Genomic DNA, 14,580 nt, shown 5'->3' with positions numbered 1-14,580 from the left:
TAGTCGTGTCCGAAATAGGTTATCCACATGTGAGTAACCAAGTCAGGAAGGTGAAAAACGTGCATTTTGATACAATAGCTGCCATCTCGACTCCAATGGGGGAAGGTGCAATTGCCATCGTCAGGTTAAGTGGGGACGAGGCTGTCCAAATAGCGGATCGTATTTTCCGTTCACCGTCTGGTAAGAGGTTAAATGAAGAGCGATCACATACAATCCACTATGGTCATTTAATAGATCCAACAACCGATGAAGTTGTTGAAGAAGTAATGGTTTCTCTCATGAAGGCACCAAAAACCTTTACACGTGAAGACGTTGTAGAAGTAAATTGTCATGGAGGAATTGTTGCTGTCACTCGTGTTCTTCAGTTAGTGCTGAAACAAGGAGCACGTCTTGCGGAGCCGGGTGAATTCACGAAACGTGCATTTCTTAATGGGCGCATAGATTTATCTCAAGCCGAGGCGGTCATGGATCTTATCCGTGCGAAGACAGACCGTGCTATGAATGTCGCGCTCAATCAGATGGAAGGAAAACTTTCTCGGTTGATAGGGGAATTACGACAAGCGCTTATTGAAACGCTGGCTCAAGTTGAAGTGAACATCGATTATCCGGAATACGATGACGTTGAAGAAATGACAATCCCGCTGATGATTGAAAAAAGTGCGTGGGTGAAAAATGAAATCGATAAGCTGTTGAATACTTCATCCCAAGGAAAAATATTACGAGAAGGCCTATCTACAGTTATCATTGGAAGGCCAAACGTAGGGAAATCTTCATTACTAAATAGTATCATTCAAGAAAATAAAGCAATTGTAACTGACATTGCGGGGACGACGCGTGATATTATTGAAGAGTACGTCAATGTGCGAGGTGTTCCGCTGCGTCTCGTCGATACAGCCGGGATTAGGGAAACGGAAGACATCGTGGAAAGAATCGGCGTCGAAAAGTCGAGGAAAGTGTTGAAGGAAGCAGATTTAATTTTACTGGTCCTTAATAGTTCCGAAGAGCTGTCGATAGAAGACGAACGACTATTTGAAGTTGTATCGGGAATGGATACAATCTTTGTCATCAATAAAACCGATCTTCCACAAAAAATTGATATGCAAAAAGTGATGGAACATGCCGGTACTGGTAAAGTCGTCACAACCTCCCTTTTGAAAGACGAAGGGGTAGATGAGCTAGAAGAAGCAATCGCTGGACTCTTTTTCGAAGGAAACCTTGAATCAGGCGATTTCACATATGTTTCAAATGCACGACATATCGCACTGTTACACAACGCCCGCGCAACAATTGAAGACGCGATCGCGGCTGCTGAAGCAGGCGTTCCAGTCGATATGATTCAAATTGACGTTACACGGACGTGGGAAATTCTCGGTGAAATTATTGGGGACACTGTCCAAGATGGCTTGCTTAATGAGCTATTTTCTCAATTCTGCCTCGGAAAATAAAATAAGATAAGTGTTCAAAAAGAACGAATGGAAAGGGGAATTGGCCTTGTGCTGAGTCCTGGTACTACTTTTCATCGAGCTTTTTGAATTACTTTATAGAAAGAAGGAAAAGAACATGCCAAAATTTGAAGCAGGCACGTTCGACGTTATTGTCATAGGAGCCGGCCATGCCGGGGTTGAGGCGGCACTTTCTGCTGCTAAAATGGGTGCAAAAACGCTCGTACTTACAATGAATCTCGACATGATTGCTTTTATGCCATGTAATCCGTCGATTGGCGGTCCCGCTAAAGGAATCGTCGTACGCGAGATTGATGCACTTGGCGGTGCAATGGGGAAAGTAATCGACAAAACACATATTCAAATGCGGATGTTGAATACAGGGAAAGGACCTGCAGTGCGAGCGCTTCGTGCGCAAGCCGATAAAGTCCTTTACCAGTCAGAAATGAAACGTCTTCTGGAAGAACAGGAAAATCTGCTTCTTAACCAAGGTGTTGTAGAAGAGCTGATCGTGGAAGACGATGAAGTAAAAGGGGTACTTACACAAGTAGGGGCAATTTACCGTGCTAAAACAGTTATAATAACAACAGGTACATTCCTTCGTGGTGAAGTTATTATCGGTAACCTGAAATATTCAAGTGGACCGAATAACCAAATGCCTTCAATTAAACTTGCAGATAACATTCGCGAACTTGGTTTTGACATGGTGAGATTCAAAACAGGGACACCGCCACGTGTGAATAGCAGAACAATTGATTATAGCAAAACTGAAATCCAACCCGGTGACGATACAGCGTGGGCATTCAGTTATGAAACGACTGAATTCATCACAGACCAACTGCCGTGTTGGTTAACATATACTTCTCCAAGAACACATGAACTTATCAATGAAAACCTTCACTTGTCACCGATGTATTCAGGGATGATTAAAGGGAAAGGTCCACGTTATTGCCCATCAATTGAAGATAAAATTGTACGATTTGCCGATAAATCACGTCATCAGATTTTCCTTGAGCCAGAAGGCCGTAATACGCAAGAAGTGTATGTCCAAGGATTATCAACAAGCTTGCCTGAACACGTTCAAAAACAATTAATTGCAAGCGTACCGGGACTTGAAAATGCGGAAATGATGCGTGCAGGTTATGCAATTGAGTATGACGCAATCGTCCCTACGCAATTATGGCCAACACTTGAAACAAAAAGAATCCGTAATTTGTATACAGCCGGCCAGCTCAACGGTACATCCGGCTACGAAGAAGCAGCAGGGCAAGGAATCATGGCTGGTATAAATGCAGCTTCGCGCGCGCTGGGGAAAGAAGAATGTGTTCTAGGGCGTGCAGATGCGTATATAGGCGTCCTCATCGACGATCTTGTTACAAAAGGGACAAGCGAACCGTATAGACTTCTGACATCACGTGCAGAATACCGACTGTTATTGCGTCATGATAATGCAGATATGCGCCTTACAGAAATTGGGTACAAACTTGGGATGATTAGTGAAGAGCGACATGATGCCCACCTAGTGAAGAAGCTACAAGTTGAAGAAGAAATCGTCAGGCTGCGGAAAGTGACGATTAAACCTGATAGTAATGTTCAGGAAATCATACGTGAAACGGGCGGCTCAGAAATTAGAGAACCGATGAAGGCAGCAGATCTTTTAAAACGACCTGAAATAAAATATAGCCAGATAGAAAGAATTGTTCCACCAGAGGAAAAGAAATCTAAAGAAGTAGAAGAGCAAGTTGAAATTTCCATTAAGTATGAAGGTTATATTGAGAAGTCAATGCAACAAGTAGATAAAATGAAAAAGTTGGAGAACAAAAAAATACCCGATAATATTGACTATAATGCAATATCTGGTATCGCGACGGAAGCGAAAAGTGTGCTAAGTGAAGTAAGACCATTATCCATAGCGCAAGCATCCCGCATATCCGGCGTTAATCCAGCCGACATTTCAATTCTTCTTGTTTATATTGAACAGGGAAGAATTGCTAAGATTTCGGGCTAAATTAGCTAACGCGGTCTTTGATAGTATTATCTAGTAAGGACCGCTTACGCTTTTCTCATGGGGGGAATATTGATGAATATAGAGCAATTTATACAGGCTTTAAAAGAACAAGGTATTAATTTGAGTGATACGCAGATAGCACAGTTTAACCAATATTTTAAACTGTTGGTAGAATGGAATGAAAAGATGAACTTGACGGCCATTACAGACGCGCCTTCAGTTTACTTAAAACATTTCTATGATTCTATATCAGCGGCTTTTTATATTAATTTGAATGAACAAAAAACAATTTGTGATGTAGGTGCGGGAGCTGGATTTCCAAGTATTCCGTTGAAAATTTGTTTTCCGAATTTAGACGTGACAATTGTAGATTCATTAAATAAAAGAATTGGTTTTCTAAAAGTATTAGCCGAAGAACTTCAACTTGAAAATGTACACTTTGTTCATGCAAGAGCTGAGGACTTTGGACAAGATTCGAATTATCGTGAAAAGTTTGATATTGTTACTGCGCGTGCAGTTGCTCGTCTTTCTGTCTTAGCGGAGTTATGTATACCTCTAGTTAAAAAAGGTGGAATCTTCATTGCGATGAAGGGTGCAGCTGCAGAAGACGAATTAGCAGATGCAAAAAAAGCACTTTCCGTTCTCGGAGCTACCATCAAAAAACAGCATTCGTTTATTTTGCCAATTGAAAATAGTGAGCGGAATATTTTTGTTTTTGATAAAGACAAAATAACTCCTAAAAAGTATCCTCGTAAACCAGGTGTTCCAGGTAAGTCGCCAATCCAGTAAACTGTTTCACGTGGAACAATAAGTTAAGAGGATATACTATCGCCGTGCCGAAATAGTTGAATTAGGAGCAGTATTGAAAAGGTGGTGCCGGGAATGAAAAGTCCGTTTTCACGATTTTTTGGGAGTGGAGAAAAGGAATTAAATCCACAAGTAGGTGAAGAGGTTCGTCACGAAGTAATTGAACAAGTAAAAATTGAGTTAATACATCCAAATAAGTTTCAACCACGTACGATTTTTTCCGAGGATAAGATTGAAGAACTTGCTAGGACAATTCATACGCATGGTGTCATCCAGCCAATCGTCATTCGAAAAATGGGTGATAAAGAATATGAAATCATCGCTGGAGAACGTAGATACCGTGCGATGAAAAAGCTAGGATGGTCGGAAGTACCGGCGATCATTCGAAACCTTGATGACAAAGAAACTGCATCTATTGCACTAATTGAAAACTTACAGCGCGAAGAATTGACTGCAATTGAAGAGGCTTATGCCTATGAAAAACTTCTTGAACTGCATTCTTTAACTCAGGAAGCGTTAGCGCAAAGGTTAGGAAAAGGTCAATCAACCGTTGCAAATAAATTACGGTTGCTGAAGTTGCCAGATGAAATAAAAAATGGAATATTAACAAAAGAAATATCAGAGCGACACGCAAGAGCGCTTATTCCTATTAAAGATAGCGAATTACAATCGCAGCTTTACAAGGAAGTTATTGAACAACATTTGAATGTCAAACAGCTTGAGGCTAGGATTTTTCAAGTTTTACACCCTCCAGATAATGTGAAAGATAAAAAGACAGGACCTCGGAGGAAATCGGTAAGTAAAGATGTCCGAATTGCTCTTAATACAATCAGGCAATCACTTGTATTAGTTACGAAAAGTGGAATAGATTTAAAAACAGAAGAAGAAGATTCAGACGACTTTTATATAATTACAGTTAAAATACCAAAAAAGAAATGATAAAAGACTCTTGCTCCATATAGGCAAGAGTCTTTTTACTACATATTTCTCTACAAAAAATGAATTTTTTGTTAAACTAGAAGAAGTTATAAAATTGAAAGAATATAAGAGCATAAAAGTGCAGGAAAGCAGGTGAAGGTGTGGGCAGAATTATAGCGATCGCCAATCAAAAAGGGGGCGTCGGGAAAACGACAACATCCGTAAATCTAAGTGCTTGTCTTGCTCATATTGGCAAAAAAGTTCTTTTGATTGATACTGATCCGCAAGGGAATGCAACAAGCGGGGTAGGTGTTAACAAAGGAGAAGTCCAACAATGCATTTATGATATTTTAATAGATGATGTCAATATAAAAGATGTTATTCGTTCGACGAAAGTGGAAAACCTGGATATCGTGCCGGCAACCATATCCTTGGCGGGTGCAGAAATTGAGCTTGTTTCAACTATATCTAGAGAGGTACGGATGAAACATGCCATTCAGGAAGCAAAAAATCTATATGACTACATCATTATCGATTGTCCACCTTCACTTGGCTTACTGACAATAAATGCGTTGACTGCTGCTGATTCAATTATCATACCGGTTCAGTGTGAATATTATGCACTTGAGGGTTTAAGTCAACTTTTAAGTACAATTAGACTTGTTCAAAAACATTTAAATGAAGACTTAATGATTGATGGTGTCTTACTTACGATGTTTGATGCAAGAACAAATTTAGGAATTCAGGTTATAGAAGAAGTGAAAAAATATTTTCAAGATAAAGTGTATAAAACAATTATTCCACGAAATGTGAGGTTGAGTGAGGCGCCGAGTCACGGAGAACCAATTATCATTTATGACTCGAGATCACGTGGCGCGGAAGTATATTTAGATTTGGCAAAGGAAGTGGTACGCAATGGCTAAAGGTCTTGGAAAAGGAGTAAATGCTTTATTTCCTGGAGAGTCGCTGGCAAAAGCAGAATCTGTCGAACATATTCATGTGAAAAGTATTAAAGCTAATCCGTACCAACCAAGGAAGGTATTCGATGTAAATGCCATCCAAGAGTTAAGTGCCTCCATAAAAGAACATGGTATTCTTCAGCCAATCATTCTCCGAAAAGTGGGAACGACCTTCGAAATAGTTGTAGGTGAAAGGCGATTTCGTGCTGCACAAATGGCAGGTCTTATTGAAATTCCGGCAGTTGTCCGTAGCTTGACGGATCAAGAAACAATGGAGTTTGCAATTCTTGAGAACTTACAGCGTGAAGACTTGACGCCAATCGAAGAGGCCGAAGCTTATCAAAGCCTTATGGAGAATCTTGGTCTTACGCAAGAACAACTAGCTTTTCGACTTGGTAAAAGTAGACCTCATATCGCAAATCACGTACGCTTACTTTCACTTCCTGAAAAAGTAAGAAATTACATTATAGTAGGTAAAATTTCGATGGGGCATGGTCGGACATTACTTGGCCTGCGGAAAAAGGAGCAAATTATCCTTGTAGCAGAGCGTGTATTGAAAGAAGGACTTAACGTCCGGCAATTAGAGAAGCTCGTTCAAAGAATGAACGTGGATGTTCCACGTGAAACGAAGCGGGAAAAGAGTAAAGATTTATTCTTAGCCGAGCGGGAATCAAATCTAAGAGATTACTTTGGTACAAATGTATCGATCAAGAAAACCAAAAACAAGGGGAAAATTGAAATCGAATTTTTCTCTGAGGATGACCTAGAGCGCATTCTTGAATTATTAAATGAGTAAGGTTGTACCTATTTTGCCAACCGTGCAAAATAGGTTTTATTTTTAACTTCATTCAGCACATCTTTTTGTCCTGAAAGCAAAGTATCAGTTACAGGACTTAACTCATTTATAAGCGGGGAGATAAATACAAAGTATGTAGCCAATTCAGTGGGAATCCCACCCCCTGTTGAATCGTAGAACTTTGGCTAAGATAGCTGCGTCCTGTGGTTACAAGGAGTGATGAAATTCAATCCCTCCTCGTTAGTCCAAAGTTTTTGGCGGATGTCACAGATTTTGAAGGGAGTTAATTGAGCAAGCTCACTGCCTACGTGATGCAGGCTGGTTAGCTGTTGTCGCAAGGATGCGACGTTCTTAGGCTAACTTCCTAACTCGATCTGGACGCAAATACACTGAAGCGTAATTGATTGAGAGGAAGTGAATAGATGATTTTATTTGGAACAATTGTAAATGCTTTTTTAATAATTGCAGGTGCACTTTTGGGTCGAATTTTACATAATATACCGGAGCGGATGAAAGAAACCGTCATGTACGGAATTGGTTTGGCGGTTGCAGTTATTGGAATACAAATGACATTTGAAAGTACACAAATATTGATAGTTATTATCAGTATAGTTGTCGGTGCAGTAATTGGAGAATGGATAGATCTTGATAAGAAAGTGAATGATCTTGGACATTGGATGGAGAGTAAGATACCGTCAGGAGATAAGGGTTCAGGTATTTCCCAAGGTTTTGTCACAGCTACACTAATTTTTGTTGTTGGATCGATGGCTATCATTGGTGCTATTGATAGCGGGCTTAGAAATGATCACGATGTCCTTGTTACCAAAGGGATTATTGATGGATTTACTGCAATCGTTTTAAGCTCAACACTGGGAATCGGCGTAGCATTCGCCGCTATACCTGTACTTCTCTATCAAGGAATTATTACGTTATTTTCCACTCAAATAAGCCGCTTCATCCCAGATGAATTATTGAATTTCTTCATCTCCGAAATGACAGCGACAGGTGGGTTGATGATCTTAGCTATTGGTTTGAATTTAATTGGTCTGACTAAAGTACGAGTTGCCAATCTGATTCCTGGCATTTTTGTAGTCGGAGTTGCTGTTACGATCTTGCACTTCTTTTGACTTTCTGCGTCCATGTGCGAGTTGCAATGCCCGAGCAATAGTGCGACTCATTTCATATGGAAGATAGAGTCGGGTACTTTGTAAAACAGCGTGTTCCATGAAGCCGGCAATATTAACGATGCCTTTAATAGACACATCTCCAACAGGGGGGAGCTCTTTATTGACTGCTTTGCCTGGTTGTATGGGCCCGCTATTGAAAAGTAATTGACCGATGGAACTGACTTGTCCTAGGCAAGCATCTATGGCCACGATGAAAGCAGAAGGATGTGCAAGTCGAGTTTCATCTATATGTTGTTGTAGATTCAAAGCGTGTAATGGGCTTTCTAGCGTTCCGATTACTTTGAATGGGAACAGGGAAGACTCAGATAGGAAAGAACCGGTTAGAGGTCCAAGTGAATCGCCGGTAGATCGATCAGTTCCAATGCAGAAAAAAACGAGTTCTTGCGTATCGAATGGGATGTGTTGGAGGAATAACGAACTGAGTTTCCAAACGACGCCCGTCTCCTTGTAATGGACTCTATAATCGTAAGCTGAAGAAAGAGAAACTCGCATGAAAAAACTCCATTTCATTTTTTATTCCGCATTAACGGGTAGTGGGACCCCACTTCAAGGCTTGAGGTGGACCCGAAGAAGCATGAGTGGGAGATGTGGAGACACCCTCTGATTGAAGTTTTGCTTTATAATTCATTCTATGCTTACAAATGATTATTTATACGGAAGGAAGAATATAGTGGATATTTCAAAAGACTTTAAAGAAGTAGGGGAAATTTTATTTAGTCAAAAGGTTTGGATTAGTACAGGCACGCTAGCGCTTAGAATCGTCTTTATCGTTCTACTTGCTGTCATCGTTGTTAATGTAGGGAAGGTTATTATCAGTCACATGTTCAAGGTGAAATTGAAAGGTCCATTACGTCATTCAAAAAGGCGTGAAAAAACATTAGTAAAGCTACTGCAAAATACATTATCTTATGTTGTCTACTTTTCAGCTATTCTTGCAGTACTATCTGAATTCTCGATTGATGTGAAAGGGCTTCTTGCAGGAGCGGGTGTTCTTGGACTCGCTGTTGGATTTGGTGCACAGAGCCTCGTGAAAGATGTTATTACCGGCTTTTTCATTATATTTGAAGATCAATTTTCAGTCGGAGATTATGTGAAAATCGGAATTGTAGAAGGAACCGTAGAAGAAATTGGTTTACGAACAACAAAGCTTAAAAGTTTTACTGGAGAAGTTTCTATTTTGCCAAACGGGACAATTATTCAAGTTACTAACTACTCTATGGAAAACTCGTTGGCTATTGTTGATGTAGCGATACCATTTGAAGTGGGTGTGGATAAGGCGGAGAAGATAATCGAAAAATACTTATCAACATTGTTGGTAAGTAGTGATGATTTCACCAAAACTCCGAAATTGATTGGGGCTCAGGATTTTACGGAAACAGAAATGATTGTCAGAATAATCGCTGAAACGAAACCGTTGCGACATTTTGATGCTGCAAGAACAATTAGTGTTGGATTGAAGAAATACTTGGAGCAACAAGGAATTGAAATTCCTTATCCGACGTTGGTGACGAAATCATTTTCTGCGAACTAGATTATCTAAACAAGAAAGGATCGTGTAATTAATATGGAAGGTAAAGTATTCGGGTTGAATGATGTTGTAGAAATGAAAAAGCAGCATCCTTGTGGGACGAATTCTTGGAAAATTATTCGAATGGGAGCCGACATTCGAATAAAGTGTGAAGGATGCGGTCACAGCGTCATGATTCCACGCAATGAATTTACGAAGAAGATGAAAAAAGTGCTTGTTAAAGCGGAGTCTTGAGCTATTCAGACTAAGGTTGTGTTCCACTATCAGATGGACAACTAGGCCTGCTGTCCTTATAATGGAAGAGTTGCATATAGAATGTATGAATGAACATATAAATGAAAGGTTGTGGAACGAATGGCATTAACAGCTGGAATTGTCGGTCTACCAAACGTAGGAAAATCTACATTATTCAATGCGATTACAAAAGCGGGAGCAGAGGCGGCAAACTATCCGTTCTGTACAATTGATCCTAACGTCGGAATTGTTGAAGTACCCGATGAAAGACTAGATAAACTGACAGAGTTAGTGACGCCGAAGAAAACGGTACCGACTGCATTTGAATTTACAGATATAGCAGGAATCGTTGAAGGAGCAAGTAAAGGCGAGGGGTTAGGGAACAAGTTTCTTATGCATATTCGTGAAGTGGATGCAATCTGTCAAGTTGTTCGTTGCTTCGTAGACGAAAATATTACACATGTGGCTGGGAAAGTTGATCCAATTGATGATATTGAAATCATCAATCTTGAATTGATTCTTGCAGATATGGAAGCCGTTGAAAAACGTTTGGCACGTGTTACTAAAATGGTGAAACAGAAAGACAAAGTGGCAATAGCAGAAGAGCCAATCTTGATTAAATTAAGAGAAGCATTCGAAAATGAAAAGCCTGCTCGTTCTGTTGAATTCACTGACGAGGAATTTGTCCTCGCAAAAGGCATGAACCTTCTAACGATTAAACCGATGCTCTATGTGGCAAACGTTGCGGAAGATGAAGTTGCAGATGCAGAAAATAATGAGAATGTTAAAGCTGTCCGTGCATTTGCGGAAAAAGACAATGCTCAAGTAATTGTTGTCTGTGCAAAAATCGAAGAAGAAATGGCCGAGCTTGAAGATGAAGAAAAAGCGATGTTCCTTGAAGAGTTGGGTATCAAGGAATCGGGTCTTGATCAACTGATCAAAGCATCTTATAAGCTTCTTGGCTTTGCAACGTACTTCACAGCAGGTGTACAAGAAGTTCGTGCATGGACATTCCGTAAAGGGATGAAAGCACCACAATGTGCTGGAATTATCCATACTGACTTCGAACGCGGTTTCATCCGTGCTGAAACAGTAGCATACGATGATCTTGTTGCAACAGGATCAATGGCTGCTGCCAAAGAGGCAGGAAAAGTTCGCCTTGAAGGAAAAGAATACATTGTTAAAGACGGCGACGTTATGTTATTCCGCTTTAACGTTTAAGTACCACATGTGTTGATTAACCAAAGTGAATCAGTAAATGACTGCTTACTTTTGTGTTAAAACACTAAATGCCCTATGTGCAGGTGCTTTCGGATTAGTTTGGACTGAACGTCTACTGCACTAGTATTGGGATTTCTAGCTGCGTAGGGATGCGACTTTGTCGCACTCTTACGCAGCTTTTTTGTTAATCGTATGGTGGCCGTTCATCCGTCCGTCACTATCCAAAGATACAGGTACAGTAAGTGCTCAAGCTTTTGGGAACGAGTGAATAACCACATTTTAACCGATGGTAAAGATGTTGTGAACATTTCGTTCAAAGCGAGTCGGAAATGTAGACTTGTGTACTTTTCATATAGGTGCTTCGAGTAAGAAAATGGCTAATCGATAGACGTGTTCAAGTACAAAAAATGCCACTCTGGAATCTAACATTCCAGAGTGGCATTTTTATTTTTCGATGTAGTTCTCCAACTCAATTGCCTTGTCGGGGGAATAGACATAGAGCTTCGGCAATTGGGGATCATCTTTCACAACCCAATCGCCAGGTAGTTCTTTCAATTCTTTATACATAGCAAAGTCGCCAGCTGCCCCACCTACTAATAAAGCAGACAGGCTCACTAGCAAACCGCTGCCAATATAAAGACCAATAAAGGCTGGAAGAATACCTGTCGTCCAAAAGGGTAGCAACAGCGCTTTGCGTATAGCATGGTTCGTCATAAGTTGATCGGTTGTTGCATACGCTATGCCCATTTTTAGATTGACTCCAACAATCATTTTTCTCCACGGGACGCCTCCAAATACACGGAAACCAACCAGGTGAAATAATTCATGCAGAATGATCAGCAGGATATAGCCTGCAATGAAAAAAACAACTGTCCATAAGCTGAGTGACAATGAAAAGCTTCTTTCAATAATGATTTTAAGGATCCATAATAATAGGAGAGCACTTAAAGTTAAAGTTAGGCTATTCTTAGCCACTTTTGGTAAATCAATTTCAATTATTTTGTCAGGTTTAGGAAATTCATTCAATGAAAATCACCTCTGTTCAAAAGTATACAAGAAAATAGTTGAAATATGAATGAAGTTGTGATAAAATGTACTGATGTGAGTAATATAATTACTTACTCCTTGCCCGCTGAAATCAGCAGGGCCCAAGTCCATAAGGAGGTGACTAAAGATGAGAAAGTACGAAATTATGTACATTATCCGCCCAACAGTAGAAGATGAAGCGAAAAAAGCGTTGATTGAACGTTTTGACGAAGTTCTTCTTTCTAATGGTGCAGAAAACATCGAGTCGAAAGAGTGGGGCAAGCGCCGTCTTGCTTACGAAATCGACGATCTACGTGAAGGTTTCTATCAACTAATTAAGTTGAATGCTGAAACTAAAGCAATCGATGAATTTACACGTCTTGCGAACATCAACGAAGATATTCTTCGTCATATGACTGTCCGCATTGAAGACTAATCCATATATAACAGCCAACAGGTGAAACTTACAAAATAATGAGGGAGGTTGAATTCTGATGATTAACCGAGTTGTTTTAGTAGGGCGATTGACAAAAGATCCTGAACTCAAGTATACACAAACCGGTATTGCTGTGACACGTTTTACGTTAGCAGTGAACCGAGCTTTTCAAAGCGCTTCAGGCGAAAGAGAAGCTGATTTCATTAGTTGTGTTGCTTGGAGAAAACAGGCTGAAAACGTTGCAAACTTCTTGAAAAAAGGAAGTCTTGTCGGAGTAGATGGCCGTATTCAGACGGGCAGCTTTGAAGGACAAGATGGAAAGCGTGTTTATACTACAGAAGTTGTAGCAGACAGTACGCAGTTTCTTGAACCGCGCAATGGATCTGGTGAAAATAGATCGGGAGCTGGCGGTGGAGCACCTTACCAAGGTTCTCAACAAAGCGAACAACCGAGCTATCAGAATCAGCAGTCAAACCAACAATCAAATCAACAATACCAACAGCCTAATCAGCAAAACTATACACGTACTGACGTAGATCCATTCTCGACAGGCGGAGGTCCGATAGAAGTATCGGACGACGACCTGCCGTTCTGATGATCTACCCGTCATTATGATTAAGTAAGGAGGGGAAAAACTATGGCACCACGTCGTGGAGGAAAGAGACGCCGTAAAGTTTGTTATTTCACATCAAACAACATTACTAAAATCGATTATAAAGATACAGATATGCTTAAGAAATTTATTTCTGAGCGTGGAAAAATCTTGCCTCGCCGGGTAACTGGTACAAGCGCGAAGTATCAGCGTAAACTGACACTTGCAATCAAACGCTCACGTATCATGGCACTTCTTCCATTCAGCTCGGAAGAAAGATAATTTTATTTAGATAGACCGCCTTGTCAGACCGGCACAACCGGTATGGGGGGCGGTCTTTTTATTCAACTAAAATATAGTACATACGTTCTTTTTTTGGTTTAAAAACAAGAAACATGATACAATTGAAGCAACTATCCATAGTAATTAGAAGTTATAGTAGTGGATAGAATTAGTCGTCCAACGAAAGACCGGAGGTATCAATATTATGCAAGATAATGCAAAGAAAATTACTTACGGAGCAATGATGATTGCGCTATTTGCAATCTTACTTGCAGTATCGTTATATACACCGTTTCTTGGAAGTGTCACCATGTTCTTTATTCCGTTACCAATTATTTTGTACAGACTGAAACATGACCGAACCTCGTCTCTTCTTATGCTGGCGACCGGTGTCATGTTGTCATTACTAATCGGAGGAATTCTGCTCGTCCCATTCGCTTTCGTCCATGGGATTCTCGGATTCATTATTGGGGAAACGATTATGATGGGCAAGACAAAATTATATATCTTTATGACTTCGGGACTCACCCTGCTTATCGCTGCGATGGGTGTCTATGTCGGGTCTGTCCTTTTCTTTGGATTTAATATGATTGCCGAATTAATGACGTTCATGGAGGATACAAAAGAGCGGATGACATCGATTATGTCTAAATATGGTGGCTTACCGGACAACTATGATGAAGTCGTTACATCAACGTTCCAGATGTACGAGTACACAATGCCGTCTATCTTCATTATTAGTATTTTCATGTTAGCTTTCATTATTCTCACGTTAAATCTTGGAGTTGCCAAGCGACTGGGATTTGAAGTTCCCAAATTTCCGCCATTCCGGGAAATGAAACTACCAATTATTTCGCTGATTCTGTACGGAGCTATTCTTCTTATTACCCTCTTTGCAGCTGTGAAGCCGGGGACAAATATTTATCTGACTATTGTCAACGCAACTACAGTTTTAAGATTCTTGTTCTTACTGCAAGGTGTTTCACTTATCCATTATTATATAAATGAAATGAAGTTACCGAAAGTAGCGACAGTTGTGGCCACTATTTTTGCATTAATGTTTGCTCCGATAACAACGATGCTCGGGATACTTGATACGGGAGTGTATATACGTGCCTGGCTTAAAAAAGACAAGTCGAAATAA

16 protein-coding genes are annotated in these 14,580 nt (G+C 40.2%); 14 read left to right on the top strand and 2 right to left on the bottom strand.

Features of this window, described 5'->3' with window-relative positions; all coding sequences use genetic code 11:
• Window positions 1-59 precede the first annotated feature (59 nt).
• The 7 genes from mnmE to FQ087_RS17825 all read left to right on the top strand — a co-directional run bounded on the left by mnmE (window position 60) and on the right by FQ087_RS17825 (window position 8,057).
• Complete coding sequence (gene mnmE, locus FQ087_RS17855; RefSeq protein WP_149581934.1) at window positions 60-1,445, top strand: tRNA uridine-5-carboxymethylaminomethyl(34) synthesis GTPase MnmE; 1,386 nt, start codon at window positions 60-62, stop codon at window positions 1,443-1,445.
• Window positions 1,446-1,560: 115 nt separating this feature from the next.
• On the top strand, window positions 1,561-3,450 hold the full coding sequence (mnmG, locus tag FQ087_RS17850; RefSeq protein WP_149581933.1) for a tRNA uridine-5-carboxymethylaminomethyl(34) synthesis enzyme MnmG: 1,890 nt from the start codon (window positions 1,561-1,563) through the stop codon (window positions 3,448-3,450).
• A gap of 72 nt (window positions 3,451-3,522) precedes the next feature.
• Complete coding sequence (gene rsmG / locus FQ087_RS17845) at window positions 3,523-4,239, top strand: 16S rRNA (guanine(527)-N(7))-methyltransferase RsmG (RefSeq protein WP_149581932.1); 717 nt, start codon at window positions 3,523-3,525, stop codon at window positions 4,237-4,239.
• A 93-nt stretch (window positions 4,240-4,332) separates the two neighbouring features.
• Window positions 4,333-5,196 (top strand): nucleoid occlusion protein, encoded by an 864-nt coding sequence (gene noc / locus FQ087_RS17840; protein ID WP_149581931.1) that lies wholly within the window; start codon window positions 4,333-4,335, stop codon window positions 5,194-5,196.
• A gap of 140 nt (window positions 5,197-5,336) precedes the next feature.
• Window positions 5,337-6,098, top strand: coding sequence for a ParA family protein (locus FQ087_RS17835; protein ID WP_149581930.1), 762 nt, complete (start codon window positions 5,337-5,339; stop codon window positions 6,096-6,098).
• On the top strand, window positions 6,091-6,930 hold the full coding sequence (locus tag FQ087_RS17830; RefSeq protein ID WP_149581929.1) for a ParB/RepB/Spo0J family partition protein: 840 nt from the start codon (window positions 6,091-6,093) through the stop codon (window positions 6,928-6,930). Before FQ087_RS17835 ends, FQ087_RS17830 begins: the two co-directional genes overlap by 8 nt.
• A 422-nt stretch (window positions 6,931-7,352) precedes the next feature.
• Window positions 7,353-8,057, top strand: coding sequence for a DUF554 domain-containing protein (locus tag FQ087_RS17825; protein ID WP_149581928.1), 705 nt, complete (start codon window positions 7,353-7,355; stop codon window positions 8,055-8,057).
• On the opposite strand, the gene yyaC is transcribed toward FQ087_RS17825, so the two are convergent.
• A complete protein-coding gene (gene yyaC / locus FQ087_RS17820; RefSeq protein ID WP_255452425.1) occupies window positions 7,968-8,627 on the bottom strand; it encodes a spore protease YyaC in 660 nt (219 codons plus the stop codon). The two genes, FQ087_RS17825 and yyaC, sit on opposite strands and share 90 nt — an antisense overlap.
• 160 nt (window positions 8,628-8,787) lie before the next feature.
• On the opposite strand from yyaC, the gene FQ087_RS17815 reads away from it, so the two are divergent.
• The 3 genes from FQ087_RS17815 to ychF all read left to right on the top strand — a co-directional run bounded on the left by FQ087_RS17815 (window position 8,788) and on the right by ychF (window position 11,100).
• Window positions 8,788-9,648 carry a mechanosensitive ion channel family protein gene (locus FQ087_RS17815; RefSeq protein WP_255452424.1) on the top strand — a complete coding sequence of 287 codons (861 nt, stop codon included), beginning with the start codon at window positions 8,788-8,790 and terminating at the stop codon, window positions 9,646-9,648.
• A 33-nt stretch (window positions 9,649-9,681) separates the two neighbouring features.
• On the top strand, window positions 9,682-9,879 hold the full coding sequence (locus tag FQ087_RS17810; RefSeq protein ID WP_149581927.1) for a DUF951 domain-containing protein: 198 nt from the start codon (window positions 9,682-9,684) through the stop codon (window positions 9,877-9,879).
• A gap of 120 nt (window positions 9,880-9,999) precedes the next feature.
• Window positions 10,000-11,100, top strand: coding sequence for a redox-regulated ATPase YchF (gene ychF, locus FQ087_RS17805; protein ID WP_149581926.1), 1,101 nt, complete (start codon window positions 10,000-10,002; stop codon window positions 11,098-11,100).
• Window positions 11,101-11,544: 444 nt separating this feature from the next.
• On the opposite strand, the gene FQ087_RS17800 is transcribed toward ychF, so the two are convergent.
• Window positions 11,545-12,126: a DUF3267 domain-containing protein gene (locus tag FQ087_RS17800; protein ID WP_149581925.1), complete on the bottom strand. Its 582-nt coding sequence runs from the start codon at window positions 12,124-12,126 to the stop codon at window positions 11,545-11,547.
• Window positions 12,127-12,274: 148 nt separating this feature from the next.
• Between FQ087_RS17800 and rpsF the strand changes: the two genes are divergently transcribed.
• From rpsF to FQ087_RS17780, 4 genes are all read left to right on the top strand, one after another.
• Window positions 12,275-12,562, top strand: coding sequence for a 30S ribosomal protein S6 (rpsF, locus tag FQ087_RS17795; RefSeq protein ID WP_067204117.1), 288 nt, complete (start codon window positions 12,275-12,277; stop codon window positions 12,560-12,562).
• A gap of 58 nt (window positions 12,563-12,620) precedes the next feature.
• Entirely contained in the window at window positions 12,621-13,157 is a 537-nt protein-coding gene (gene ssb / locus FQ087_RS17790; protein WP_149581924.1) for a single-stranded DNA-binding protein, read from the top strand.
• Between the two features lie 42 nt (window positions 13,158-13,199).
• Window positions 13,200-13,436, top strand: a complete 237-nt coding sequence (gene rpsR / locus FQ087_RS17785) for a 30S ribosomal protein S18 (RefSeq protein WP_067204122.1) — start codon at window positions 13,200-13,202, stop codon at window positions 13,434-13,436.
• 205 nt (window positions 13,437-13,641) lie between these two features.
• Window positions 13,642-14,580: a YybS family protein gene (locus tag FQ087_RS17780; RefSeq protein ID WP_149581923.1), complete on the top strand. Its 939-nt coding sequence runs from the start codon at window positions 13,642-13,644 to the stop codon at window positions 14,578-14,580.

Origin of the sequence: Sporosarcina sp. ANT_H38 (assembly GCF_008369195.1) — a bacterium.
In the GTDB taxonomy this organism is placed as follows: domain Bacteria; phylum Bacillota; class Bacilli; order Bacillales_A; family Planococcaceae; genus Sporosarcina.
The sequence above is the reverse complement of the archived record's forward strand: the minus strand, read 5'-3'. Positions and strand labels throughout refer to the sequence as shown.

Excerpts from the sequence above, each read along its gene's own strand:
- mnmG (WP_149581933.1), top strand. The coding sequence starts at position 1,561 with ATGCCAAAATTTGAAGCAGGCACGTTCGACGTTATTGTCATAGGAGCC.
- rsmG (WP_149581932.1), top strand. The coding sequence starts at position 3,523 with ATGAATATAGAGCAATTTATACAGGCTTTAAAAGAACAAGGTATTAAT.
- noc (WP_149581931.1), top strand. The coding sequence starts at position 4,333 with ATGAAAAGTCCGTTTTCACGATTTTTTGGGAGTGGAGAAAAGGAATTA.
- FQ087_RS17830 (WP_149581929.1), top strand. The coding sequence starts at position 6,091 with ATGGCTAAAGGTCTTGGAAAAGGAGTAAATGCTTTATTTCCTGGAGAG.
- FQ087_RS17825 (WP_149581928.1), top strand. The coding sequence starts at position 7,353 with ATGATTTTATTTGGAACAATTGTAAATGCTTTTTTAATAATTGCAGGT.
- yyaC (WP_255452425.1), bottom strand. The coding sequence starts at position 8,627 with ATGAAATGGAGTTTTTTCATGCGAGTTTCTCTTTCTTCAGCTTACGAT.
- FQ087_RS17810 (WP_149581927.1), top strand. The coding sequence starts at position 9,682 with ATGGAAGGTAAAGTATTCGGGTTGAATGATGTTGTAGAAATGAAAAAG.
- ychF (WP_149581926.1), top strand. The coding sequence starts at position 10,000 with ATGGCATTAACAGCTGGAATTGTCGGTCTACCAAACGTAGGAAAATCT.
- rpsF (WP_067204117.1), top strand. The coding sequence starts at position 12,275 with ATGAGAAAGTACGAAATTATGTACATTATCCGCCCAACAGTAGAAGAT.
- ssb (WP_149581924.1), top strand. The coding sequence starts at position 12,621 with ATGATTAACCGAGTTGTTTTAGTAGGGCGATTGACAAAAGATCCTGAA.
- rpsR (WP_067204122.1), top strand. The coding sequence starts at position 13,200 with ATGGCACCACGTCGTGGAGGAAAGAGACGCCGTAAAGTTTGTTATTTC.
- FQ087_RS17780 (WP_149581923.1), top strand. The coding sequence starts at position 13,642 with ATGCAAGATAATGCAAAGAAAATTACTTACGGAGCAATGATGATTGCG.